The organism is Oceanisphaera sp., assembly GCF_052084945.1.
Lineage (GTDB): Bacteria > Pseudomonadota > Gammaproteobacteria > Enterobacterales > Aeromonadaceae > Oceanimonas.
This window is the reverse complement of record NZ_JBQDEX010000005.1, coordinates 8359-32233: the sequence shown is the minus strand read 5'-3', so window position 1 is coordinate 32233 and position 23875 is coordinate 8359. Positions and strand designations below refer to the sequence as shown.

The following is a 23875-nucleotide window of genomic DNA, read 5'->3' as shown; positions in this document are numbered from 1 at the left end:
GACTCGGTGCCCAAAAAGAGGCGGCAGGGATAGTCTCAGCCGACCATCACATGACAGGGACGTCATGTGTTTGAGCGCCACATGGATGTGCTTGATGCGTGTCGGTGTAGTGGCCCCTTTGTTCGGCTTTTACTGGCAGTACAAACTGACTACTTATTTAGTACGATTGGTATTAAACGAAAGCGGATATTTGATCTTCTCGTATGGCGCTTGAAAGCGCTGCTAACATTGCTAAAACACAAACCCCAAGCCAAGATATAAAGATGGCTTTTTTGGGGCAATCATAATGTCGTTACTTAATACCTTACAACAACACTTTGGCTTTTCTAGCTTACGCCCAGGCCAACAGGCCGTCATTGAGCGCATTATGGCGGGTGAATCAGCAGCGGCCATTTTTCCAACCGGATCAGGTAAATCGCTGTGCTATCAACTCCCAGCCGTTTTATTACCTCATCTTACGTTGGTTATCTCACCACTGCTGGCACTGATGCAAGATCAGTTAGCCTTCTTAGAGCGTATGAATATTCCTGCGGCCAGCATCGACTCCACTCAAAGCTTTGAAGAAAGCCGTAACGTGATGCAAGGGGTGCGTGAGGGGCGTATTAAGGTATTAATGATCTCAGTTGAACGCCTTAAAAACGAACGTTTTCGCCAATTTATTGGGCAAGTACCCATCTCATTATTAGTGGTTGATGAAGCACATTGTATTTCGGAATGGGGACATAACTTTAGACCCGATTACTTAAAGCTGCCTAGCTATTGTCACAGCTTAAACATAGCGCAAGTCCTATTATTAACCGCCACCGCCACTCCCAACGTCATAGAGGATATGCAGCAAAAGTTTACGCTGCCTGCAAACAATGTGGTGCTTACCGGCTTTTATCGCGAAAACTTACACCTTAGTGTATTGCCGGTGGCGGAGTCCGATAAAGTACAGGCATTAATAGCGCAAATACGCCTAAATCCAAGCGCGCCCACCATTGTTTATGTCACCTTACAACATACAGCCGAGCGGGTAGCAGAGCAGTTAATGGCCGCTGGCCTTCAAGCTCGGGCGTATCATGCGGGTATGGATCAAGACCACCGTCGGCAATTGCAGCATCATTTTATGACAGGTGTGGAACCCTGCATCGTGGCCACCATTGCCTTTGGCATGGGGGTCGATAAGTCAGATATTCGCCGTGTTATTCACTTTGATTTACCAAAGTCGATTGAGAATTACAGCCAAGAGATAGGCCGAGCAGGACGAGACGGGCAGGAGTCGCATTGCATCTTACTGGGGAATTTAGCCGGTCAAAATGTGCTAGAAAACTTCGTCTATGGCGATACGCCCGAACCTGAGGCGATTCAGGCGTTACTTAACGAGCTTCCTAGCCAAGGCGGACACTGGGAAATTATGCCCATACGTTTGGCTAATCATTGCAATATTCGGGTATTACCCTTAAGAACCTTACTCGTTTATTTAGAGCTTAATGGCGTTATCAACCCCTTATATAGCTACTATGGCGATTACCGTTTTAAATTTGTCGCCTCAGCAGAGGAGATTATCAGCCGCTTTAATCCCGAGCGACAAGCCTTTTTAACTGCCGTGTTTCAAGGCTCCCCAAAAGCAAAAACTTGGTGTCAGGTCGACTTTGACGCTATATGGCACACCGCCTCTGGTGAACGAAAACGAGTGATCAATGCGCTAGATTACTTGCACGAGCAAGGCTTAATTGTGCTAGAAAGCAAACAAATGATTGAGGTGTATCAGGTGTTAGAGCCCACACTCGATAAAGTAGCTGAAGCTCAGCGCCTGCATCAGTTATTTCAACAAAAAGAACACAATGAAATTCATCGCCTTGAGCAGATGATCCAGTTTTTTGAAAGTGAACACTGTTTAAGTCAGTGTCTAGCCAGTTATTTTGGCGATCATAATGCCCCTAAACACTGTGGCCATTGTTCAGTATGTGCCGGCCGTGTTGCTAAGCTACCCAAGCCTGCCACTCCTACATTGCCAACCACAGCACAATTACAACAGTGGTGCCAATCGCTACAAGAGCAACACCCAACGCCATTGAGTTTGCATACTCTTACCTGTTTTTTATGTGGCATTAGCACACCGCTACTCAACCAACTCAAAGCCAAAAAGCAGCCCGGCTTTGCCGCCCTAGAGCAACACAGTTTCAGCGATATTCGCAGCGCTTTAGCCATAGCAATATAGCGCTCAGCACTCAAACACCAAGCAGAGGCTGTAAAAATTGGCATTTTTGGGGCTACCCCAGTGCTAATGGGAAGGCAGAGGATGTCTGCTCCGTCGACCCTCCGCGCCAGGGCAGAAAAATGCTCCTGCCATTTCTGCATTTCCGCCATCCATGGCGGGCAGATTGCGCGGCGGAGCCCCCATGGAGGGGTTTACGGCGAGTCGAGCGGAGTAGCGCGCTCTGCCTGACTTCTACTCAAACATCAACAAAAAGATGTGATGAAGTGACAGGCTTTAAGCTTACAGCTCACCGAAGGTGTTAGGCTTTACTCTATTGTCATAACCCTCTATATTCTCACTGTCGGTGTGACCGACTTCGTTCTCGGGGCGGGGTGTAATTCCCCACCGGCGGTAAATATGAAGAGGACTCATCCTCATCGTAAAGCCCGCGAGCGCCTTATTAACGCAATATCTGCGTTAATAAGGGTCTAGCAGATCTGGTGTAACTCCAGAGCCGACGGTGATAGTCCGGATGATAGAGAGCGTCAGACATGTCCTTTAATACAGTCATTTATCACCAGCTTGTGGTGTAATAAATGCTGACCAAAGAACCATGCCCTAAGTTAAAGCCACGCTTTGCCTTATGCCATGCTTGCCTGTACGTTCGCCCTGATTCAGTGATTTTATAATAGGATTAACCCATGGATCAGAGCTTAACGAAAACCAACAATTTTAATGTTCGCGACCAACGCATCGCTTTTATTCACGCATCTTGGCATGCCGATATTGTGCTTAAAGCACTGGATGGCTTTCGCAGCCAACTGGCCGAGCTGGGTTATGATACAGATAAAATTGAGGTGTTCTCCGCACCCGGTGCCTACGAAATTCCCCTGCAAGCCAAACTACTAGCAAAAACCGGCCAATACGCCGCCATCGCATGCAGTGGTTTAGTGGTGGATGGCGGTATTTATCGTCACGACTTTGTCGCCCAAGCAGTATGCACCGGCTTAATGCAAGTACAGCTAGAAACCGAAGTGCCGGTATTAACCGCAATTTTAACACCACATCATTTTCATGATCACGATGAGCATAAGCAATATTACCATCGCCATTTTGTACTCAAAGGACAAGAGTTAGCAAGCGCTGCAGATGGAGCCATCCGCCTGACAGCACAGGCGATAAGCGCTGGCAATTAGAAGCTAAAAGCCTTGAAAAAACACCAAACTGCCGCTTGTTTGTTTGGTGTTTTTTACTTTTTACAGCTCATTATGATTGCAATGCCATTGGGGCGGTTGAAGTCGACCCACAGCGCACAACAGCATAGTAAACAGAATAGGTTTAGCGCACTGATACACATACAGTCACAAGAATGACTTACCATCACACAGCTTACGATTATTTAGCTTGTGACGACTCACAAACGGTACAGCTTCGGCCATTATCTTTAGCCATATATAACAGTCTATCTGCGGTGCGCAGGCACTCTTGCAATTCACTGGTGCTCGTCAACGAGCAGATACCCACACTCACTGTAATAAAAACAGCTTGGTGCTCTGCATATACAATGGGCTCACTGATTAATCGTTGGTGTAAACGGTCTACAGCCTGTAAGGCATCGACTTCGGGAGTATTAGGCATCAACACCACAAACTCCTCCCCACCCCAACGGCTAATCACATCACTTTTTCTAAATACACCTCGACAAAGTTGTGCAAACCGCTGAATAACCCAGTCGCCAGTATCATGACCAAGATTGTCATTAATACGTTTAAAGTGATCAAGATCAATCATCACTAAGGACGCATGACTGGTGTCAGCCTTAATCAGCGCCAACTCTTGGTTTAGATATTGTTCGAACGCTCGGCGATTAAGTAATCCCGAAAGAGGATCGGTAGAGGCCAGCTGCAACAAATCTGCTTGAGCAGACTGTAACTCTTGAATTAATGCAGCCTGCTTTTTATGCGCTCGTAGCAACTCTAAATGCGCCATCACCTGATTGGCCAACGCCCTTAACGCAAAACGCTGTTTCTCATTAAGATCTCTCGGATGATGGTCGAGCACGCACAAAGTACCCAAAGGATGACCATCTTCACTGACCAATAAAGCGCCCGCATAAAACCGCAGCTGGGGGTCACCATTGACCAAGGGATTGTCCATAAAGCGCGGATCAAGTGCAGTGTCTGGCACCACAAATAAATCGGGCTGAAAAAGAGCATGCACACAAATAGAAATATCCAGCGGCGTTTCACGAACATTCAATCCCAGCACCGACTTAAACCACTGACGATCTCGGTCAATAAAGTTAATGACTGCCACCGGAGCATCACAAATTAAGGCGGCAATTTGAGTTATATCATCAAAAGCATCCTCAGGAGGTGTATCCAGTATGTCGTAGGCGACCAATGCCGCCAAACGCTGCTCTTCATCAGTATCTGAATGATAATTAGAGACAGAGTTCATCATGATTTTTACCCATAAAGTTGTAGGTTTTTAACATGAACTGACCGGCAATCTAAAGGGAAGCGCCATAAATTCTGATAGTGGTACGGGTCGAGAGAATAAAAAACCTTGCAGTAGATCACAGCCGCGCCGTATCAAATCTTCTTGTTCGGCTTGGGTTTCTACTCCTTCCGCAACCACTTGCAACCCCAAGTGATGCGCCATGGTGATCACCCCCTGAACAATAGCTGCGCCGTCTCGCTTGTGATCAATGCCTTCAATAAAGCAGCGATCTAATTTTACTTTATTAATAGGCAGCTGACGTAAATAGCTAAGGCTAGAAAACCCTGTGCCAAAGTCATCTATTGCAACTCTTACTCCATGTTGACGCAAGGCATCAAGCTGCTTAATGGCGGTGTCGGCGCCCGACATTAATACACCTTCGGTTACCTCCACTTCCAATAAATAAGGCGCTAACCCACTGTCCTCTAGTACCTGTTTTACTTCATTCACAAAACCTGGACGACGAAAGTGGATAGGAGAAATATTCACCGCCACAGCAACCGGTTGTGTGGTTGGGCGACTAATATTTATGGCCACCGTATCTACACAGGCTTGACGCAACACCCACTGATCAATATTAATAATTTGTCCGGTGTGCTCTGCCAAAGGAATAAAGTCATTAGGGGGCACCATGCCTCGCTTGGGATGGCGCCAGCGCACTAGCGCCTCTAAACTACGCACCTCACCGGTGCGGGCATCGACTAAGGGCTGGTAATACACCAAAAATTGTTGTTCTTCTATGGCCTCGAGTATCTCTCGACGCAGGGCAATTTGTTCGTGATTAACAGGACAAAGTTGGCCTGTATAACGCTGCCAGATATTACGCCCTTGTAACTTAGCTTCGTGCAATGCCACATGAGCGCGCTGCATCAAATCTGCACCTTCATCAAATGGCTCATCACAACTTGAAATACCAATACTGGCGCTAATATGTAGAAGGTGTTCGTTAACCACAAAGGGGCGAGATAAGAGCGTTAACAAGCTTTCTGCAGCTTGATTAATAGCCGCCTTATCTCGGTCTAGTAATAACAATCCAAAGTCATCTCCCCCCAAGCGCGCAATTTTTTCTTCAGGCTGTATCCAACGACTGAGCCGCTGCGCGACCGCCCTTAATAAGCCATCACCTACATGATGACCCAGACCCTCGTTGACACTTTTAAAGCCATCCAGATTAATCACTAACATGGCAATATCGCGCGATCCCTGACTCTCGCGATAAACCTGCGCTAAGCGCTGCTCAAAGGTTCCACGATTTAACAATCCAGTAAGCAAGTCGTGGGTGCGCTGAAAAAGCAGCTTTTCTTCATTTTCTTGTTGGCGAGTCACGTCTTGCTGTATCCCCACAAAGTGGGTGCAGTGGCCATGCTCATCAAGCACCGGAGCCAAACTGAATAAGTTCCAAAACGGCGTGCCATCTTTTTGATAATTCAGCAAGGTCACTTGATGCTCACGACGCTCAACAATGGCGTTGCGAATTTGCGCTATGGCATGTGGGTCTGTACCTTTACCTTGAAGAAATCGGCAGTTATACCCTATAACCTCAGCTTTGCTGTAGCCGGTAATCTCTTCAAACGCTTTATTCACATACACCACCGGCAGCTCAGGCACACTGGCATCAGCCATCACCACCCCGTTACGGCTGGCATCAATACCGCGCTGTAACAATCGTAGCTCTGCCGCTTGTTGACATTGAGCTGTCACATCCCGCGCAATGCCGTAAACGCCTACTATTTTGTAATCAACAATAATAGGCAAATGCGTAATGTGTAGGCGGCGAATGTGATGGTCTGAGTCGTAGATATCAATTTCAAAATACTGAGAATGCCCCAAACACGCTTGTTCAAAAGCCTGTTGAGTAAGTGCATAATCTTTTTCTACTAAAAGACTTTTATAGTGAGTGCCTATCAGTTGCTCTGGCGAGAAACCTATGGTGTGCGTAACAGCTTGATTAGCATTTAAGAAATGCCCACCGAGATCCAGCTCAAATACCGCATCAGGCTGTTGGGTAAATAAAGAGCTAAAGCGCTGCTCTTGACTGTGCACCGCTTGGCGATCTTGTTGGCGAGCAATAGCAAGCGCCACCAGATCAGCCGCTTGCATTAACTTGGCTTTTTCATCTTGCGTGGGAACTCTTGAGGTTCGATAGTAAGTGGCAAAGGTCCCTAACGACGTATCATCTGGGCTTAATACCGGAGCCGACCAACAAGAGGCCAGCCCTTCGGCGCGAGTCAGATCAAGAAAGGCGTCCCAGTTGGCGTCTGCTTCAATGTCGGGCGTGATCACAATCTCTTTATGAAAGGCACTGGCCCCACAAGACGCAATATTAGGCCCAACGGAAACTTGTTGCGCGGCTTGGCAGTAAGTATCAGACAAACCATGACTGGCCACCACACTCAAGGTGTTGTCTTCTGGCGAGAGCAACATAAATGACACTAAGGCATCGGGCAGTTGCGCGGCAATCATATCGATAATGGCCGACAGCGTGTCATCAAGGGGCGCATGTTGTGCAATTTGATTGTGAATGTGCTGTAACGCGGCCAACGCTTGGCGCTCTGGAGTCATAGCGATATCACCTATGGTCAAAATAAAATAACAATACGCCTAGTGATGTACCAATAACATAAGCAGTTATCTATCACATTCGCATTAACTTGCCACCGCTGATATTTTTCCAAATAAGGTAGCCGATATTGGGCTTGACGTTATCCATGTCGACCAAAAATGAGTATGTTACGCTGTTAAATGCCTAATGAAATTAGCCTAACAAGGCTCAAGTATATCGGACATCAATCCTTTATACCCCTAGTATTTTTCTCACTCTGTTAAATATTGTGAAGAATGGCCATCATATATTATACGGCCGTCTGTTAGCCGAATAGTCCGTGGGCAACGGGCGCTTAATCTGGGATCATGAGTCACAATGACAATGGCACAATCGTGCTCACGATTAAAGCGCTCAAATAAATGAAAAACCTCATCGGCAGTTTGCGTATCTAAATTTCCCGTGGGTTCATCCGCCAAAATTAAGGCCGGTTTAGTGACTAAAGCACGGGCAATGGCAACCCTTTGTTGCTGTCCCCCCGACAATCGATTGGTGGGCTGTTGCATATAATCTGCTAACCCCACTTCTGCTAATAAATAGCGGGCATAGGCTTTTTGTTCCGCTGACGGTTTGCCATAGCGTAACATTAATGGCATTAGCACATTATCCAGTACGCTAAAGGCGCTGATCAAATGATGGAACTGAAACACAAAACCAATGGACTCACTGCGCAATTGCGTGCGAGCCTGCTCTGGCAAGCCTTGGGTAAGTTGCCCTTGAATATACAGCTCACCGGCAGAGGCTACATCCAATAACCCCATAATATTTAGTAAGGTACTTTTACCTGAGCCCGAAGTACCGACTAGGGCGACCAAGTCGCCTCGCTTCACCTCAAGCGAAATATCATGTAATACATGATTTTCTAGCTCAGTATGGGCATTAAACACTTTATTGAGCTTATCAAGCTGCAATACCACCTCAGATGAGGGAGCTGGGTCTGAGAGTAAGGACTTAGACATAACGAATCGCCACCGCAGGATCATAATGCGCCGCACGACGGGCAGGCACGGCGGCGGCAATCACGCCGGCCGTCATTGATATTAAAATTGCCGACAGCATCATGCTGGGTTCAAGCTGGATCACAAATAACCGCTCTCCAACACTATTAAACAGTTGCGCCAAACTAAAGCCAACCAATACACCTAATAAAGAGCCGGCTAAGCCCAATAAGCCACCTTGCAATAAAAACACCCGCAATATTTGCTGTTGCGAACTGCCCATGGCACGTAAAATACCAATTTCTCGGGTACGTTGTACCACGCTCACCGCCAATACACTGGCGATACCAAAAATAACCGATAACGCCACAAATACGCGGATCATTTGTGTGGTCATGCTTTGTGAACGCAGCGCATTCAGTAATTGCGCATTGCTGTCCATCCAACTTTGCACATGCAATCCGGTTAATTGCGCAATACGCTGCGCCCAATAATCTGCACTAAATACATCGGTTATTTTAAGCTCTAATACAGAGACACCACCGGGCAAGTTTAGCAGCGTTTGCGCCTGCTTAAGGTTGGTATACACATAACGACTGTCTAGCTCGCGCACCCCTAGCTCAAAAATGCCCGCTATAGTGACCACGGTTTGTCGGTTGCCCCCCGCATCTAGGCGCAACTTATCTCCCGAGCGCAGCCCTAAGTCTTTGGCCAGTTCGCTGCCAATTAACACATCACTGGCATCAATACTAAAGCGCCCTGCTTGTAGGTATGTTGCTAAGTCAATAATGCCGCTATAACGCTTAGCATCAACCCCCATTAATGCCACAGAGGCGCGCGCTGTGCCTTTTTGGGCAAAGGCCGGCCCCGAAATCAGCGGCGAAACGGTGTTCACTATGGGAGTTAAAGGGCCATAACTGTCTAATACTCGACGCACTTCTTGCCAGTTATTAATGGTTTGTAAGCCTTGTGCTCGTGGACTTTCTAACGCCCATACGTATTTATCAGGTGATGGATCAGATAGCTGGTTTTGTAACTGGGTTGCCTCAATGCGAATATGAGCCTGTGTGCCCAAGGTGCGATCTATTACATTGCTCTGCAAGCCCATCATCAATGCCGTAATAAACACAATTACAGCCGTACCCACCGAAATCGCTACGCTTATCAACAAGGTTTGGAGTGGGTTGTCTGCCAAAAAGCGCAGCGCAATACGCCACTCGATCCACAAAGAGTCGGCTAAGCGACGAGCGCGATTAACGAATAACATGCGGGGCTTGCTCAAAACGGACTCGGGCGCGTTGATCGTCATTAAGGGTTTGGTTTTGCACCACTATATCGCCCTCTTCAAGGCCGGACACCACTTCGCTATGGGTCACATTACGCAGCCCTAATTGCACATTAACACGCTGTACTTTTCCTTGTTGCCAGCGCATCACTTGTGCCTGTCCCTGATTATTCACCCTAAGGTAATCGTTTGGCAGCACCAAGGTAGGCTTCCGCTCGTCAGCAATAATATTGGCTGACACTGTCATACCCGGTAACAAGCGAGCGGCATCAGGCTCGCTTAACAGATCAATATGCACATCTATGGTACCGCGCCCACTGTCTATGGCGGGCGCAATAAAGCGTACTTCACCGGCAATCACTTGCTCAGGCCAAGCATCGGCAATCAGCTGTACCGGCTGTTGTAACTGTAGAGGACTGAAGTTTTTCTCATCCAGTGCCACAACCACTTCTAGCTCATCTTGCGAGCTTTGATGCGTGCTGCGCGCCACTTCTAATAGTACATCATTGGGCTGCACTACATCACCAGGCTCAACGTTACGCGACTGCACTCGCCCAGTAAAAGGCGCATAAATACGGGTTTTAGCCAGCTCCGCCTGAGCACTGGTGATACGCTGTGCTAATAAACGCGCTTCACTGCCTTGTGCTGATACCGAGCGGGCGGTTAATCTTGCTTGAGTGAGCAGTACTTGGGCGTTGTGCGCTAGCCGCTGCGCTTGTTCAACTTGTTCAAGCGCCAGCGTGCCTTTATCGGCTAAGACTTGACGGCGCTGTGCCTCACGGCGAGCTTGGCGAGCATTTTCTGTCGCCTCAGCCAAGGCGGCTTGCGCTTGGGGACGGGTGATGGTTTCTAGCTGTTGTAACAAGGTGTGGGCTTGATCAAGGCGCGACTGGGCCTCTGTCGAGTTCAACTCAATTAATAAGTCACCCTGCTTAACCTTATCGCCCTCTCGAACATAACGCGCAATCACTGTGCCGGTCACTTCACTGCCAATGCGCGCCAGAGACTGATAACGCACCTCGCCACTGGCTACAATGCGTAACTCTAACGGCTTTAACTCCACTGTTAGCCCAGCTAGCTCAGGGCCACGCCACTGTTGTATACCAAACCAGAGCAGCAATGCGCCAATGACAATAACTATTTTATATCGAGTGCGCATCTTCGTACTCTCACCTTATTCGCGTTTTCAACAGTGCAAGTCGCTATTGCAGCCAATAAACCGCCACCGCTCAGCTCACTAAGCACCATTATTGAAGATAATGCTGCTTAGTTTAACATTAACTAATGTAAGCAGAAATTAGTTATTCGTTATTTCTGCATTCACTAAGTCGAGCATCATTTTGATGTGAGCGCTGTTGTCATTCAGTGCCGGAATATAGTGATAACTTTCCCCCCCTGCTGCGATAAAGTACTCTTTATTTTCCTCACTAATTTCCTCTAAGGTTTCTAAACAATCAGCAGAAAATGCCGGGCAAATCACACTAATGTGCTTAATTCCCTCTTTGGGTAAGGCTTGCATGGTTTCATCTGTGTAGGGCTGTAACCACTCTTCTCGACCAAAACGGGATTGAAAGGTAGTGCGCCACTGATGTGGCTCAAGCCCCAGCTCTGCGGCTAATAACTCTGAGGTTTTATGACATTGATGCCCATAAGGGTCACCTTGGTTTTCAAAGCGCTTAGGAATGCCATGGTAAGACAATAACAGCAGATCTGTTTTGCCATTTTGTTGCCAATCTTGGCGTACTGAGTCAGCCAAGGCCTTGATATAGCTGGGGTGATTATAATAATCGCGAATAAAGCTAAAATAAGGAATTTGGCGCTCTTTTTTCATGATCCGCGCCCAGCTATCAAATACCGACGCTGAGGTACTAACCGAGTATTGCGGATAAAGCGGCAGAATAATGACTTTTTCTACTCCAGCCGCTTTCAGCTCTTGCCAGGCGCTTTCAATAGAGGGGTCGCCATAGCTCATACCCAACACCACCGGAATATCTTGCGCAGCCAGTTGCTGGCTTAGTGCCGCTTGTTGGCGACGGCTGACGACCATCAGCGGTGAGCCTTCTTCCCACCAAATTGACTGGTACAATTTCGCCACTTTAGGGGAGCGAAACGGCAAGATCACCCCATGCAAAATAGGGCACCATAAAAATCGAGTCAGATCGACCACACGATAGTCATGTAAAAACTGCCCCAAAAACGCACGAACCGCTTTGGCCGTGGGCGCCGAGGGAGTACCCAAGTTCACTAGCATTACACCTGTCTTCACACCGACTTCCTTATTTATTTTATTATTAAGTAAGTAATTAACTCTTTGATACCGCGATTAAACTAACGCTTGGCGCAAGGCTTTCGCCAATTGATGGGCACTGGTAAAGGCCGCTTCTACTCGTCCCCCTAAACACCAATCGCCACAGGCCGCTAACCCTTGCTCTGCATTTAAAATAAACTCAGACTCAGGTTCAAGCACTTCTGCACTCAGCGCATAGCGCCAGCGATGTAACTGCGCACCGGTTATCTTGTGAGAGCTAATATTAGTTAGCTCGCAAAAGGTGTTGAGTAAGGTCTCTTTTACCTGCTCTTGGTCATCTTCTAAGTGCTCAGCAGCCCAGTCTGAACCAGTATGCACCACCACAGTACCGGCCTTCATATTGCGCCCAGGTAATCTATGATTAAAAGAAATCCACCGAATAGCGCTATGATTCACTTTTGCCGCATCCCAATGCGGCAAGTCAGCATCATCCACCGTTAGTAATAACGCATAGCAAGGTAGCATCTGATATTGCGCCAAGTCATCGCCCAATAGGGCCTTGGGTAACAAGGCTTGGGTTTGGGGCAAAGGCGCCGAGCTTACCACCCAATCATACTCCCCCAACAACTGGTTATTTTCATCATAGAGTTGCCATTGATCATGGGCGCGGGTGACAGTTTCAACCCGAGTACTCAGCTGTATATTAAGCCCATCACTCATGGCTTTTAGCAAAAAGTTCATGCCCGGTGCTGCTACATAATGGGGTTCAAACCAAGGACGCTTAAAAGGCTTATCACTCGGACTTAGGGTAATAATATTTGGCTGCCACTCGACCACAGTACCGGCATCAATAAAAGGCGCTAACAGTGAGGTGAAAGCCTGACTACGAGCGGTAAAAAACTGGGCACCATGATCCCACTGATGGGTGGCATTTCTTCGGGTAGACATACGTCCCCCTAAGCCCCGAGCTTTTTCAAACAGGCTAATCTCTGCCTGATCCCTCAGCTCACGCGCTAGGGTTAATCCGGCGAGACCTGCCCCGATAATAGCAATACTAGGTTTCATATTAATCCTTGTTAACCTCTAAAATTATCAACACATCAGCGTCACAGTACGTTTCACTATTTATACCAAACACACTAAATAATCGATCTATTTAAATGCAGTATAAAGAGGAAACAGAGTCACCTCCCTCGACACGCCATCAACCCATCCATGGGGGCTCAGGAAATGCCGTCCATGGCATTTCATGGTCGTGGGAGCTGATCTCTGTTCCCTCCTTTGAGGCACTAAGCTGTCAGCTAGCCCTAATTACTGGCGACTCCACAATCGAGAGTCGGATAAAGGGAGCGACTCCACCGACCATCACATGACAGGGAAGTCATGTGTTTGAGCGCCACAGGGATGTGCTTGCAGCGTGTCGGTGTAGTGGCCCCTTTGTTCGGCTTTTACAAGCAGCACAAACTGACTACTTATTTAATACGATTGGTATTAGGCGTGCGGGTGACTGAACAGCGGCGCAAAATTGACCTCTGGCAAGCACTCAAAACCAGGTTTGGCAAATAAATAACCTTGCATCAGCTCTACTCCAGCCGACTGTAGCCATTCAAATTCAGCTTGGGTTTCTATCCCCTCTGCCAATGCGGTCATATTTAAATCGGCAAATAGATTTAAACAGTTTTTAACAATGGCTTGGCGCACCTGATCTTGCTCAATATTACGAATAAGCTCCATATCAAGCTTAATAATATCGGTTTGAAAATCGGCCAATAAATTCAACCCTGAATACCCAGAGCCAAAGTCATCCATGGCGGTGGTAAACCCTAACTGTTGATAATGCTCCACCACACGCTGAATATGTTTATTGTCGGCCAGCTTTTCTACTTCCGTAAACTCAAACATAATGCGCTCACTCGGAAAGTTATACTTGTTAGCCGCAGCAAGGGTGGTACGAATACAGCGCTCTGGTTGATAAATGGCGTTGGGTAAAAAGTTAATGCTCAGCATAGAGCTCAAATTAAGCTGAGAAGCCAGTGCAATCGCTTTCACCCGGCATAACTGGTCAAACAGGTAGCGATTATCATCATTAACCTGAGATATAATCGAGTAGGCCGACTCATTATTGATACCGCGCACTAGGGCTTCATAGCCAAATATATTGCGAGTGGTCACGTTAATAATCGGCTGAAACGCCATCGTAAAATCAAAGTTGAGTGCACATTGATGGCGGCACTGACTGCATAACGCCGTCTCGCAACCTTCTAATATATTTTGCATGTCGGCATCCTTATAGGTGAGTTAACAGTAAGCCGTGATTAGTGCTTGCGCTCTATCCACAGTGTTACTTCACCGACTTTAACTCCCCACTTGGTCATGTCTGCCCGGTTTAATACGCGGTGCTCATCCAATTGGTACATCCAGTCATTAAAATCGATATGCCACACCTTACCATCTACTGGCACGGCTAGGGTATAGCGCCAGTTAAGTGCAAAACCTTTAGTTTGGCCAACGGCATCCACCACCACATCATCGGCAGTACCTGTGTAGTGACCCTCAGCGGTTTTAGTCAGGTGCCATACTCGACGCTGTTGCTCACCGTCGTCATAAATAAAGTCTTCTTCTAGGGTTCCTTTATTACCTTGCCAACTGCCTGTCATATCAACGCTAAAGCGGCGCAACACCTTGCCTGATCTGTCTTGTACTATGCCGTGAGCGCTAAGCTCGCCATTAAAGTATTCATCTAATTCAAACTGGGGGTGAGTACCGGCATAATCATTAATCTCGCTGCTACAGGACATTAATAATGCACTCAGCACCAGGGTGGCTGCCATCCATAAAGTGCGCATGTTAGTTTCCTTTTAGTTGTTGAGTTAACTTAGGTTTTCTACTGTTATCATCGAGCCATATCGCTAAAAAAGCGGGCCCAAATTGTTGGTCGTCAATTTGAGTCAGCTGCTCACCGTTAAAATAAAAGTGGCTAGTGCCATCAGCGTTCACTCTTAGAGTCAGCTGATCGCCCGATTGCACTGATGGCCAAGCTGACTCTAGGGCTTGTTGCCAGCTGTATTGCCATCGCACCCCAAGGCGTTGCCACTCACTAATGGTTGCCTCTACCAGTTTATGGCTGTCGATGCTTCTTTGATAACGCAGGCTCAGTGCTTGCGGAAGTTGCTCCGCTTGATAGCGACCATTGGCACTGTAAAAGCGCGCTTCGTAAAGATCGAAAAACAACCAGTCCATCTCGCCTTGTCCCACTAGCTGTAAATCATCTACTGGGCTGGCATAAGCTGAAGGCACAGTACAGAGCAGCCATATCAGCCCCATTAGCGAGTGCTTTGTGATGTTAAGCATCAGTGTGCTCCTTGAGACAGCTGTTGCTGCCAACGGATTAGTAAGGGTAGTAACAAGGCCCATATAGGGGCTAATATAAATAAAGTTGTGCTTATGCCAAGCGGTAAGGTCACCGCCTCCAATCGCCACCCGGCAAGATAAGAGCTAGGCCCAGACAAAGCCCCTATCACCATTAACCAAGGCCACTTCAATCTAGATAACCACCCCATGCTGTGGCCTAACGTCAGAACAAACCCAAACCATAATAAACCTAACCAAAATGGCGGTTGGTTAAAGACAAAAACGCCACTTAGACTGAGCAAAAAATCAACGCTTATCCCAAGGCCGGCCAATAGCAGTACCCGAGCGTCTTGAGCGCGGCTTGGGGTAAACACAAAATGGCTCAGTAGCAATAAGCACAGTAACGCTGTGCTACTGTTTTGCCCAACCACAGCCAATAACCAAAAACACTGAAACCCAATCAGCTGAGACCATTGCCATTTAGACATAAGCAGGCGCTGCTGTAATGGGCTCCACGGCTGCGGGTTTATTGGCCACAAAGTGCACCAGCCCAATGCTGCCCTCGCGAAAGGCGCCCTCACAATAAGCAAAATAAAAAGCCCACAAGCGATGAAAATCTCGGCTATAACCTAATGCTTTAAGCTCAGGCTCTAACTGCTGAAAACGTGCCGCCCATATATTGAGTGTTTGCCCATAATGTTGGCCATAGTCTTGGAGTTTGCTGAGTGTCATGTCGGTTTGCTCTTTTAAATGCCGACACATTTCGCTGACTGAGGGTAAGCATCCTCCCGGAAAAATATAGCGCTGAATAAAATCGACCCCTTTGCGATATTGATCATAACGCTGATCAGCGATGGTGATCGCTTGAATAAGCAATTTGCCATTGGGTTTAAGCAGTCGATTAAGCGCCGAAAAATAGGCAGGTAAATAAGCGTGGCCAACCGCTTCTATCATTTCCACCGACACCAGCTTGTCGTACTGGCCCTTTAGATCACGATAGTCTTCTAGCAGCAAGGTCACCTTATCTTGTAACCCAGCCTCCATCACTCTTTGCTGAGCCACCTTTAATTGCTCAGCAGACAAGGTAGTGGTGGTTACATGGCAACCATAATGCTCGGCGGCAAAACAGGCTAAGCCTCCCCAGCCAGTGCCTATTTCTAATAGCGTGTCGGTTGGCTTAAGATCTAGCTGCTGGCAAATAAGGTGCAATTTATGCTCTTGTGCTTGCGCTAAATCAGTATTAGGGGTTGGAAAAACAGCCGACGAATACTGCATTAATGGGTCTAAAAACAGCTGATACATGTTATTGCCTAAATCGTAATGGGCGGCAATATTGGCTCGGCTGCCCTTAAGAGAATTACGATTCAATTTATGCTTTAACTTATGCAAAGGGGTCGTTAGCCAGGCTAAACGTCGCTCAAACTTATCGAGTAACGCCATATTGCGGGCAAATATTTGCATTAAGGCACTTAAGTTAGGGCTGTGCCAACTGCCATCTACCCAAGCTTCGGCAGCACCTATGCTGCCACCTAACATTAAACGGCGATAAAAACGGGTATCATGCACCTGTACATGGGCTTGTAACTGCGCCTCTTTATCACCAAACTCATACACCTGTTGGCCGTCTTTAATGGTCAGCTTAGCGTCTTGTAATTGAGCTAATAACGCAAAAGCCAGCTGGCGAGACCAGCGATCAAGACGCCTTGGTTGTGATCTACTCAAGGTAGTATCCATAATAACTTCCTTTAAGAGTGAGGGTGATAAGGAACACGTTTTAAAAATAACCGCAGTGCTTGCCAGTAAATACCGCGCACTATGGTCAGCGTCATCATGGGCCACTGTAACAATGCCGTTTTTAATAAAGTGGCACTAAAGTCGTGACGCTTTAGCGATAAGGTGGCATCAAATATTAGCTCTGGATCCTGGTTTTCAATATGGACCAGCACCCCGTTTTCTGGCGGCTTAATACGCCAGTGATAATGCATGTTCATGTCCATAAAGGGCGACACATGAAACGTCTTTTCGGTCGCGGCTTGTTGGGCTAAATCCACTAAATAGCAATGGCGCTCGTTCCAAGGGGTGTTATGTACTTCCATCAGGGCAAAGCGAGCCTGCTCACCCTCATAGCAAAAAAACACATTTATAGGGCTAAAATACACCCCAAAACAGCGCACCTGCCCCAACATCACCACTCGGTCTAATCCGCTGTTATCGCCGCCAAGTTGTGCCACTTCATCAAGCACTGACTCTTTTAACGGCCGGCCTGCATCGCCTAAATAATCTTGGCGACGAAAGCGCAGTGGCGCAAACCCCGTGCAACTAAATAAGCGGCTTTGTTGTTCTAATACCGCCAACTCATCTAAATCGAGTGCCAGCATATAAAGTCCATAACTAAAATGGTGCGCACTGGGTCGATAGCGGCGGTGACGTACACGGCCTTTGTAAATCGCGCTATGTAGGCTCATAAGCTCACTCCAAAGCGCGCGCATACATCGAGCGCACTTTTTACACCATCTTCATGAAAGCCGTTGTACCAATAAGCACCACAAAAATGGGTATGTTGCTGCCCACAAATCTCATGGCGTCGAGCTTGGGCGGCAATGGCGTCGGCGTTATAGACGGGGTGCGCATAAGTAAAGCGGCGTAATACTTTCTCTTTATCAATGGCATCGCCGCGATTTAAAGTCACGCAAAGGGTTTGGGTAGAGCGAATTCCCTGTAAAATATTCATATTGTAGGTGACCGCCGGTAAGGCGTTTTCACTGCCATCTAGCCAATAGTTCCAGCTCGCCCAAGCCCGCGGTTCAGTGGGTAACAATTGGGTATCGGTATGTAAAACCACCTCATTATCACGATACGTTAACCCGCCCAGCACCTGTTGTTCTTGCTCATTTGCATCGCTCAACATCCGCAACGCCTGATCAGAATGGCAGGCTAAAATCACCTCATCAAAACGCTCGCAGCCGTTAGCCGTAGTCACTGTCACGCTTAATCGCAAGCACAGGCGTATTAAGGCGAATGTCGGTTAATGATGCCGTAAGCGCAGGAATATAACTGCGTGACCCGCCCTCCACCACATACCACTGCGGACGATCAATTAAATTTAATAATCCATGATGGTTAAAAAAGCGCAAAAAGAACGCCAGTGGAAAATCGCGACTATCGGCCAATGATGATGACCAAATAGCGGCCACCATAGGTAAAATATAATGACCAATAAAAAATTCCGAAAAACCGTAGTGACTTAAAAAACGGCCTAGGGTGTCATTCTCGGTAAGCGTTTCTTCTGCCAGCACTTTTTTGCACAATAAATTAAAACGCACAATTTCGGCTAAAAAGCCGTAAAACTGCGGCTTAAATAGATTCGCGCGCTGTGCAAACATTGAGCCTAGGGTATGGCCGTTATACTCCAACCCCGTCTGTGATTGCTGCACACTAAAGCTCATTTCGGTGGGCTTGGCATGAATACCAATACGCGCCAGCAACTGTTGAAAATGCGGGTAAGTACGGTCATTAAATACAATAAATCCCGTATCAACCGCCTGGGTTTTGCCATCAACCTCAACATCCAAAGTGGCGGTGTGTCCCCCTAAATAATCATTGGCTTCAAACAGGGTAATATTATGCTGTTGACTCAAGAGCCAAGCACTGGTTAGCCCAGAAATACCGCTGCCCACAATGGCAATGTGACTCATGGCTGGCTCCTTACTAAACGCTGTGCCAAACGGCGCCATAATCCCTGGGGCAACCACGACAACAAGCGCAATGTGCTTATTAAACCAAACGGAAAACAAATTTCTGATTTGCCTTTGGCGAGTCCTTGGCGAATAGCGGCACTGGCCTTAAGGGCCGTGACTTGCCCGGGCATAGCAAAGTCATTTTTTTGAGTCAGAGGCGTATCGACAAAGCCTGGGCGAATCAGGCTCACCGCAATCTGGTGGGGAACAAGATCGATGGCTAAGGTACGCACTAAGTAATCTAACCCCGCCTTAGAAGCGCCATAAGCTTGGGAGCGCGGCAAGGGTAAGAAGCTTACCGAAGAGCTAACCACTGCGAGCCGACCACCGCGTTTAATGCGCGGCAAGAGTGCCGGCAAACAATTGGCGGTGCCCACTAAGTTGACATTGATGACTCGCGCAAATAATTCAGCATCAAAGTGCAGCGCATCGTCAATATATTCACAGTTACCCGCATTAAGCAGCACCAGATCAAAAGGCGCTAACTCTGCTACTGCCTTGTGGATGGCCGCAGGCTCTTGCATATCAAAAATACAGGGCTCAAAGTTAATACTCGCTAGGGCATGGGCTAATTTATCGGCATCTCGCCCTGCCGCTACCACTTGCCAGCCGTCGGCGGCATAATCTAGTGCAAGTTGCTGGCCTATGCCGGAGCTGGCACCGGTAATTAAAATCCGTTTCATTGGCTTAATCTCCGTTTTAGTATTTTTACCAAGGCACCCAGCACCGGCACCTGTTCATAGATCATGGCGCCAAGATCAAAATAATCGCGATGCACTGTGACTTGTTCAGCAAACTCTAAATAGCTCACCCCAGGAATGCTCACGGTTTTTCCGCCATTTAATTGCGGATGAGCAAAGGTCATGGTCCAGCGAATAAAGGCGGCTGGGGCCTGCTCCATAACCTGAGTTATTTCAAATTGGCACTGAGTGACATTGCTAAATAAACCATCAAAATACTCCACTAATGCCTCAATACCTTGAATTTGATGAGCAGGGTCTTGAAAGTGAATATCGGGGGCATAAATCTCACGCAATACGCTTAAGCGCTCACCAGATAGCTGCTGATATTCGCGACAAAACACCGCTAATGCTGGGCTCATTTCTGGAGTTATGCTCATGAGGACTCCTGATCTTTTAGCGCATCAAACATGGCAATGGCATATTTGCGAGCCCGGTTATGATCAACAATGGGCGCTGGATAGGTGTGCCCCAACTGATGTTGCTCCAACCAGGTTTGTGGTTGATGAATAAACTTTGCAGGCACCTTGGCAAGCTCAGGCAGCCAGTGTCGAATAAAGTCACCTTGTTCATCAAAGCGCTTACTTTGCGTAACCGGATTAAACACCCGAAAATACGGGGCTGCGTCAGCGCCTGTGCCGGCGGCCCACTGCCAACCACCATTATTAGCGGCAAGCTCGGCATCAATGAGACGCGACATAAAATAGTCTTCGCCTTGGCGCCAGCTAAGGTGTAAATCTTTGGTTAAAAAGCTGGCAACTATCATGCGCAAGCGGTTATGCATCCAACCGGTTTCATTTAAGCAACGCATGGCAGCGTCAACAATGGGGTATCCGGTTTGACCGGTACACCAGGCTGCAAAAGACTCAGTGTCTTGGCTCCATTGCAGTGCTTCGGTTTCGGGTTTAAAGGCACGATTCATCGATAAGCGCGAAAAAGCCACCATTAAATGGCGATAAAACTCCCGCCAAATAATTTCATTTAACCACACAAAACCGCGCTCGCCGCGACTGGTAGGCAAGGTACCTAATGCTTGCTCAATGGCTGCTAAGCATTGATTGGGCGAGAGAATACCTAAGGCTAAATAAGGCGATAATTGGCTAGTGCCGGTCACCGCAGGAAAGTCTCGCTGTTCGCCATAATCTAATAAATGATCCTCACAAAATGAGGCCAGTTGCTCGGCTGCCTGCTGCTCGCCCGCCGGCCAGTGTTCACTGCTCACTCGCTCACCACTCAAGTCGCATTGGGTAACAGATAGCGCATCGCCTTGAGCATTGGGGGTGGGTAATAGGCGATATCCGGTGTTGCGTAGTGCTTTCAACCAGGTTTTGGCAAAGGGAGTAAACACCTTATACATATCGCCATTTAGGGTGGTTAGGCTGCCTGGGTTAAACACACAATCACCGTTAAACACCCGAATATCGAGCACCTCTTTTAAGCGCTGCTGCACCGCTTTATCGCGCCGACGTTCATCAACAGCCACTTCTCTATTGGCGTATAAGGCATGATGAGGGTGCTTTGCTAACCAAGAGGCGAGCACTTCAGGCACCCCAGCAAAGGTGGGAGCACTTAACAAGGTAAACGGGATACCTAGGGCGGCCAATTGTTCGCTTAATGCCTGTAAGTGGCGGCTTAAAAAGTCTCTTTGTATTGGCGAGCGGCCATGTAGTTGCCATTGTTTAGGGCAATCAATATAAATGGCGTGTACCTGGGCGCCATTGGCGGCGGCCTCATATAATGCCGGGTTATCGGCGACCCTTAAGTCAGTTCTAAACCAAACTAAATGCTGCATCATGTTCCCTCGCAAGCTCACTGACCGTGCTTGAATATGGACGCGCTAATTGGTGTTGTTGCTGATAAATTCGCCCAAGCTCCCCCACTAAAAAACAGGCCTCTGGCAATACCTTGTTCATGTCAGCGATATCTCGAGCGGTTAGGCCTGCTCCCAATACAATCACTAAGGCATCAAACTTGAGTCGCCCTTCAGCCAGCGGCAAAGTTACAGGGTCAAGCTGTCCTAAATTAATACTGCGACACTCCAGCCCCTGTAGCTCAAATTGCACTAATAGTGCGTCTTGCTCAGCGACTTGCCCCACTCTAGCCACAGCAATCACAGGGCCACTCTTAATGGTGAGTAACTGCTGCAATAATCGCGTTAAAAGAGCACTGGCACATTGTTCAATAAGCTGAGCATCTGGGCGCTGCAATTGGTTTAATGCCAATAACCACGGCTCTATTACCCGACGTAATACCAGCTCTACGGGATAAAGATTAATTAAGTCTTGTAGCTCGGTGGCCAAGCGATTTACATTAAGTTCACAGGCAGAGCGCATTAACATGTCTTGTGCTTGTTGCCAGTTTGAGCCGCTAGCTTGAGGCTCGGGCTGCTCTAATAACCCCTTCACTTGCCCTATGCTGACCCCTTGCTCTAACCAATGCAGAATTTGGCGTAAAGTGGCCACATCTTGCTCGCTGTATAAGCGGTGGCCTTTTTCGGTACGCGCAGGCGTTAATAGGCCATAGCGGCGCTGCCAAGCACGCAAGGTAACAGGGTTAATACCCGTTAATTTGGCCACCTCACGAATTGGGATCGGATACTGAATGGCTGACGTAGAGTGAGAATTAGATGCCATAGCGTAATCGCAATGCCTCCGGATGTGGATTCAAGTAGACCTGCTGTTGCAGATAGTCATTAGGGAATTCATTTAAGTAATGGCGTAGCAGCGTAATGGGCGCTAATAAAGGCAGCATGCCATTTCGATACTGGTCTATGGTGTGAGCAAGCTCTTGGCGCTGGCGAGAGTGAAGGTCACGCTTAAAGTAACCTTGTAAATGTTGCAACACATTGGTGTGCTCTTTGCGGGTCACCGGCTTTGCTAAAGCGCTCATTAATCCGGCAATATAGGCGTCGGCTTTTGCTTCTACCTCTGATGATAAGTCAGCCAATAACTTACCCAGTGCTTGGTAGCTTTCTCTGTGGTGCGCCATTAGCAGATATTTATAACGACTATGAAAAGCAATTAAGCCGGCACGGGTTAAGCCCTCGTGACACAAGCACTGCCAGTCGTGAAGCGCAAAAATACGGGTCACAAAGTTTTCGCGCAATATGTCATCATTCAGCCGACCATCTTCCTCTAAAGGCAATAATGGCAGAGCTTTCATCAGCTCGGCGGTATAAATACCCACTCCCACTTTGGCATTACCCTTACCGCTTTCGTGATACACCCGCACCCGCTCCATGCCGCAACTGGGAGATTTGGCGCACAACACATAACCACTTAAGCCTGAAAACTGCGCCGACATTTTTTTGCCATAATCACGCAGTGCCTCGGTAACATCTTGCCCCTTGGCCGTTTGCGCAATCACTTGCTCGCCGTTTTCTCCTTGGCCAATTAAGCGAATGCTCGGGCGGGGCGTGCCTAAGCCTATGGCCATTTCTGGGCAAAAAGGCACTAGTTCAACATGCTTTGCCAGTTGATTAGTACAAAAGTCGGAACGTTTATGGCCGCCATCAAAGCGCACTTTTTGCCCGATCAAACAACCACTAATACCGACACGAATCACCTTAGGATCAAACTTGTACATGACCTATCCTTTTGTACAGCTAATGAATGCAATTTAGCCTAAGTTGTACATTTAGGTCAAGCTTGTACAACAGGAAATTATAAATAATATCAATCTGAGCAATAAACGGCTCTTTAGCTTCGCTGTACAGGGCGACTTAACCGACACTAACATCACGCTTTAAATCAGCTCACATCTTGACTTAGATTGATATAACAATGGGGGGATAGCTTGGGAGGCTGGGGCAGAAAAAAGACAAGCGGTTTTCGCAGAAAAATAGACGGTAAAGGGCTTACCGTCTATTTAATTAGCTGTGGTCAGCGAGTGTAAGCTCGCTTAAGGCTTAAAAAGTATAGCTGGCAAAGGCGTTAAAGCTGCGACCCGCGCCGCGCATTTCTTCTTTGCTTTGGCGATAATCTTTATCAAGTAAGTTATTTAACTCAATACCAAACCGTAAATTATCTAAGTGAGTAATGTTATAACGCGCATTAAATACCCCATAACCGGCGCTGTAGAGATCTCCTCTGCGAGCGTCCGTAATGTCTTTGGCTTTGGTCGCGGCTTGTACATAAAAGTCGACCTCACCTTGCCAGTCACTGATATTATGGCGCTGTTTAACACCAAACTGACCAAACACACTGGGGGTGCCGCTGTCATAGGTAGTGTAATCTGCGGTTTTTAACTCACGACGCATTAGGGTACCAGTGACATAAGGCGTTAGGTTGA

Annotated in this window: 21 protein-coding genes, 1 pseudogene and 1 riboswitch; of the genes and pseudogenes, 2 read left to right on the top strand and 20 right to left on the bottom strand. The window is 47.6% G+C overall.

What is annotated here, in order from left to right:
- Positions 1-286 precede the first annotated feature (286 nt).
- Positions 287-2203 (top strand): RecQ family ATP-dependent DNA helicase, encoded by a 1917-nt coding sequence (locus tag ACTHY5_RS01165; protein WP_441875192.1) that lies wholly within the window; start codon positions 287-289, stop codon positions 2201-2203.
- 353 nt (positions 2204-2556) lie between these two features.
- A riboswitch (FMN riboswitch) is annotated at positions 2557-2730 on the top strand.
- Between the two features lie 153 nt (positions 2731-2883).
- Positions 2884-3378, top strand: coding sequence for a 6,7-dimethyl-8-ribityllumazine synthase (locus tag ACTHY5_RS01160; protein WP_441875189.1), 495 nt, complete (start codon positions 2884-2886; stop codon positions 3376-3378).
- Between the two features lie 199 nt (positions 3379-3577).
- Here ACTHY5_RS01160 and ACTHY5_RS01155 read toward each other — a convergent pair whose 3' ends face one another.
- From ACTHY5_RS01155 to ACTHY5_RS01060, 20 genes and pseudogenes are all read right to left on the bottom strand, one after another.
- Positions 3578-4645 carry a sensor domain-containing diguanylate cyclase gene (locus tag ACTHY5_RS01155; RefSeq protein WP_441875186.1) on the bottom strand — a complete coding sequence of 356 codons (1068 nt, stop codon included), beginning with the start codon at positions 4643-4645 and terminating at the stop codon, positions 3578-3580.
- 27 nt (positions 4646-4672) lie between these two features.
- Entirely contained in the window at positions 4673-7246 is a 2574-nt protein-coding gene (locus ACTHY5_RS01150; protein ID WP_441875183.1) for an EAL domain-containing protein, read from the bottom strand.
- A gap of 252 nt (positions 7247-7498) precedes the next feature.
- Positions 7499-8245 carry an ABC transporter ATP-binding protein gene (locus ACTHY5_RS01145; RefSeq protein WP_441875180.1) on the bottom strand — a complete coding sequence of 249 codons (747 nt, stop codon included), beginning with the start codon at positions 8243-8245 and terminating at the stop codon, positions 7499-7501.
- On the bottom strand, positions 8238-9491 hold the full coding sequence (locus ACTHY5_RS01140; RefSeq protein ID WP_441875177.1) for an ABC transporter permease: 1254 nt from the start codon (positions 9489-9491) through the stop codon (positions 8238-8240). The genes ACTHY5_RS01145 and ACTHY5_RS01140 overlap by 8 nt, the downstream gene beginning before the upstream one ends.
- Entirely contained in the window at positions 9478-10668 is a 1191-nt protein-coding gene (locus ACTHY5_RS01135) for an efflux RND transporter periplasmic adaptor subunit (protein ID WP_441875174.1), read from the bottom strand. The genes ACTHY5_RS01140 and ACTHY5_RS01135 overlap by 14 nt, the downstream gene beginning before the upstream one ends.
- 138 nt (positions 10669-10806) lie before the next feature.
- Entirely contained in the window at positions 10807-11760 is a 954-nt protein-coding gene (hemH, locus tag ACTHY5_RS01130) for a ferrochelatase (protein ID WP_441875228.1), read from the bottom strand.
- Between the two features lie 72 nt (positions 11761-11832).
- The gene (locus ACTHY5_RS01125; RefSeq protein WP_441875171.1) at positions 11833-12822 is read right to left on the bottom strand and encodes an NAD(P)/FAD-dependent oxidoreductase; all 990 of its coding nucleotides are present in this window, start codon (positions 12820-12822) and stop codon (positions 11833-11835) included.
- A gap of 426 nt (positions 12823-13248) precedes the next feature.
- A complete protein-coding gene (locus tag ACTHY5_RS01120; protein ID WP_441875168.1) occupies positions 13249-14034 on the bottom strand; it encodes an EAL domain-containing protein in 786 nt (261 codons plus the stop codon).
- Positions 14035-14072: 38 nt separating this feature from the next.
- Positions 14073-14603 carry a DUF3833 domain-containing protein gene (locus ACTHY5_RS01115; protein WP_441875165.1) on the bottom strand — a complete coding sequence of 177 codons (531 nt, stop codon included), beginning with the start codon at positions 14601-14603 and terminating at the stop codon, positions 14073-14075.
- 1 nt (position 14604) lies between these two features.
- On the bottom strand, positions 14605-15108 hold the full coding sequence (locus ACTHY5_RS01110) for a chalcone isomerase family protein (RefSeq protein ID WP_441875162.1): 504 nt from the start codon (positions 15106-15108) through the stop codon (positions 14605-14607).
- On the bottom strand, positions 15108-15596 hold the full coding sequence (locus ACTHY5_RS01105; RefSeq protein WP_441875159.1) for a DUF2878 domain-containing protein: 489 nt from the start codon (positions 15594-15596) through the stop codon (positions 15108-15110). Before ACTHY5_RS01105 ends, ACTHY5_RS01110 begins: the two co-directional genes overlap by 1 nt.
- A complete protein-coding gene (locus tag ACTHY5_RS01100) occupies positions 15589-16842 on the bottom strand; it encodes a class I SAM-dependent methyltransferase (protein ID WP_441875156.1) in 1254 nt (417 codons plus the stop codon). The genes ACTHY5_RS01105 and ACTHY5_RS01100 overlap by 8 nt, the downstream gene beginning before the upstream one ends.
- Positions 16843-16853: 11 nt before the next feature.
- Complete coding sequence (locus ACTHY5_RS01095) at positions 16854-17573, bottom strand: DUF1365 domain-containing protein (RefSeq protein WP_441875153.1); 720 nt, start codon at positions 17571-17573, stop codon at positions 16854-16856.
- Positions 17570-18803: pseudogene (locus ACTHY5_RS01090) on the bottom strand (NAD(P)/FAD-dependent oxidoreductase). Before ACTHY5_RS01090 ends, ACTHY5_RS01095 begins: the two are co-directional and overlap by 4 nt.
- A complete protein-coding gene (locus tag ACTHY5_RS01085; RefSeq protein ID WP_441875150.1) occupies positions 18800-19528 on the bottom strand; it encodes an SDR family NAD(P)-dependent oxidoreductase in 729 nt (242 codons plus the stop codon). The pseudogene ACTHY5_RS01090 and the gene ACTHY5_RS01085 overlap by 4 nt, the downstream one beginning before the upstream one ends.
- Positions 19525-19965, bottom strand: coding sequence for a nuclear transport factor 2 family protein (locus ACTHY5_RS01080; RefSeq protein WP_441875147.1), 441 nt, complete (start codon positions 19963-19965; stop codon positions 19525-19527). The genes ACTHY5_RS01085 and ACTHY5_RS01080 overlap by 4 nt, the downstream gene beginning before the upstream one ends.
- Complete coding sequence (gene phrB / locus ACTHY5_RS01075; RefSeq protein WP_441875225.1) at positions 19962-21377, bottom strand: deoxyribodipyrimidine photo-lyase; 1416 nt, start codon at positions 21375-21377, stop codon at positions 19962-19964. The genes ACTHY5_RS01080 and phrB overlap by 4 nt, the downstream gene beginning before the upstream one ends.
- Positions 21355-22218, bottom strand: a complete 864-nt coding sequence (locus ACTHY5_RS01070; RefSeq protein ID WP_441875144.1) for a MerR family transcriptional regulator — start codon at positions 22216-22218, stop codon at positions 21355-21357. The genes phrB and ACTHY5_RS01070 overlap by 23 nt, the downstream gene beginning before the upstream one ends.
- Entirely contained in the window at positions 22208-23170 is a 963-nt protein-coding gene (locus ACTHY5_RS01065) for a YbgA family protein (RefSeq protein ID WP_441875141.1), read from the bottom strand. The genes ACTHY5_RS01070 and ACTHY5_RS01065 overlap by 11 nt, the downstream gene beginning before the upstream one ends.
- 322 nt (positions 23171-23492) lie before the next feature.
- On the bottom strand, positions 23493-23875 hold a 383-nt coding region (locus ACTHY5_RS01060; RefSeq protein WP_441875138.1), incomplete at its 5' end, for a hypothetical protein.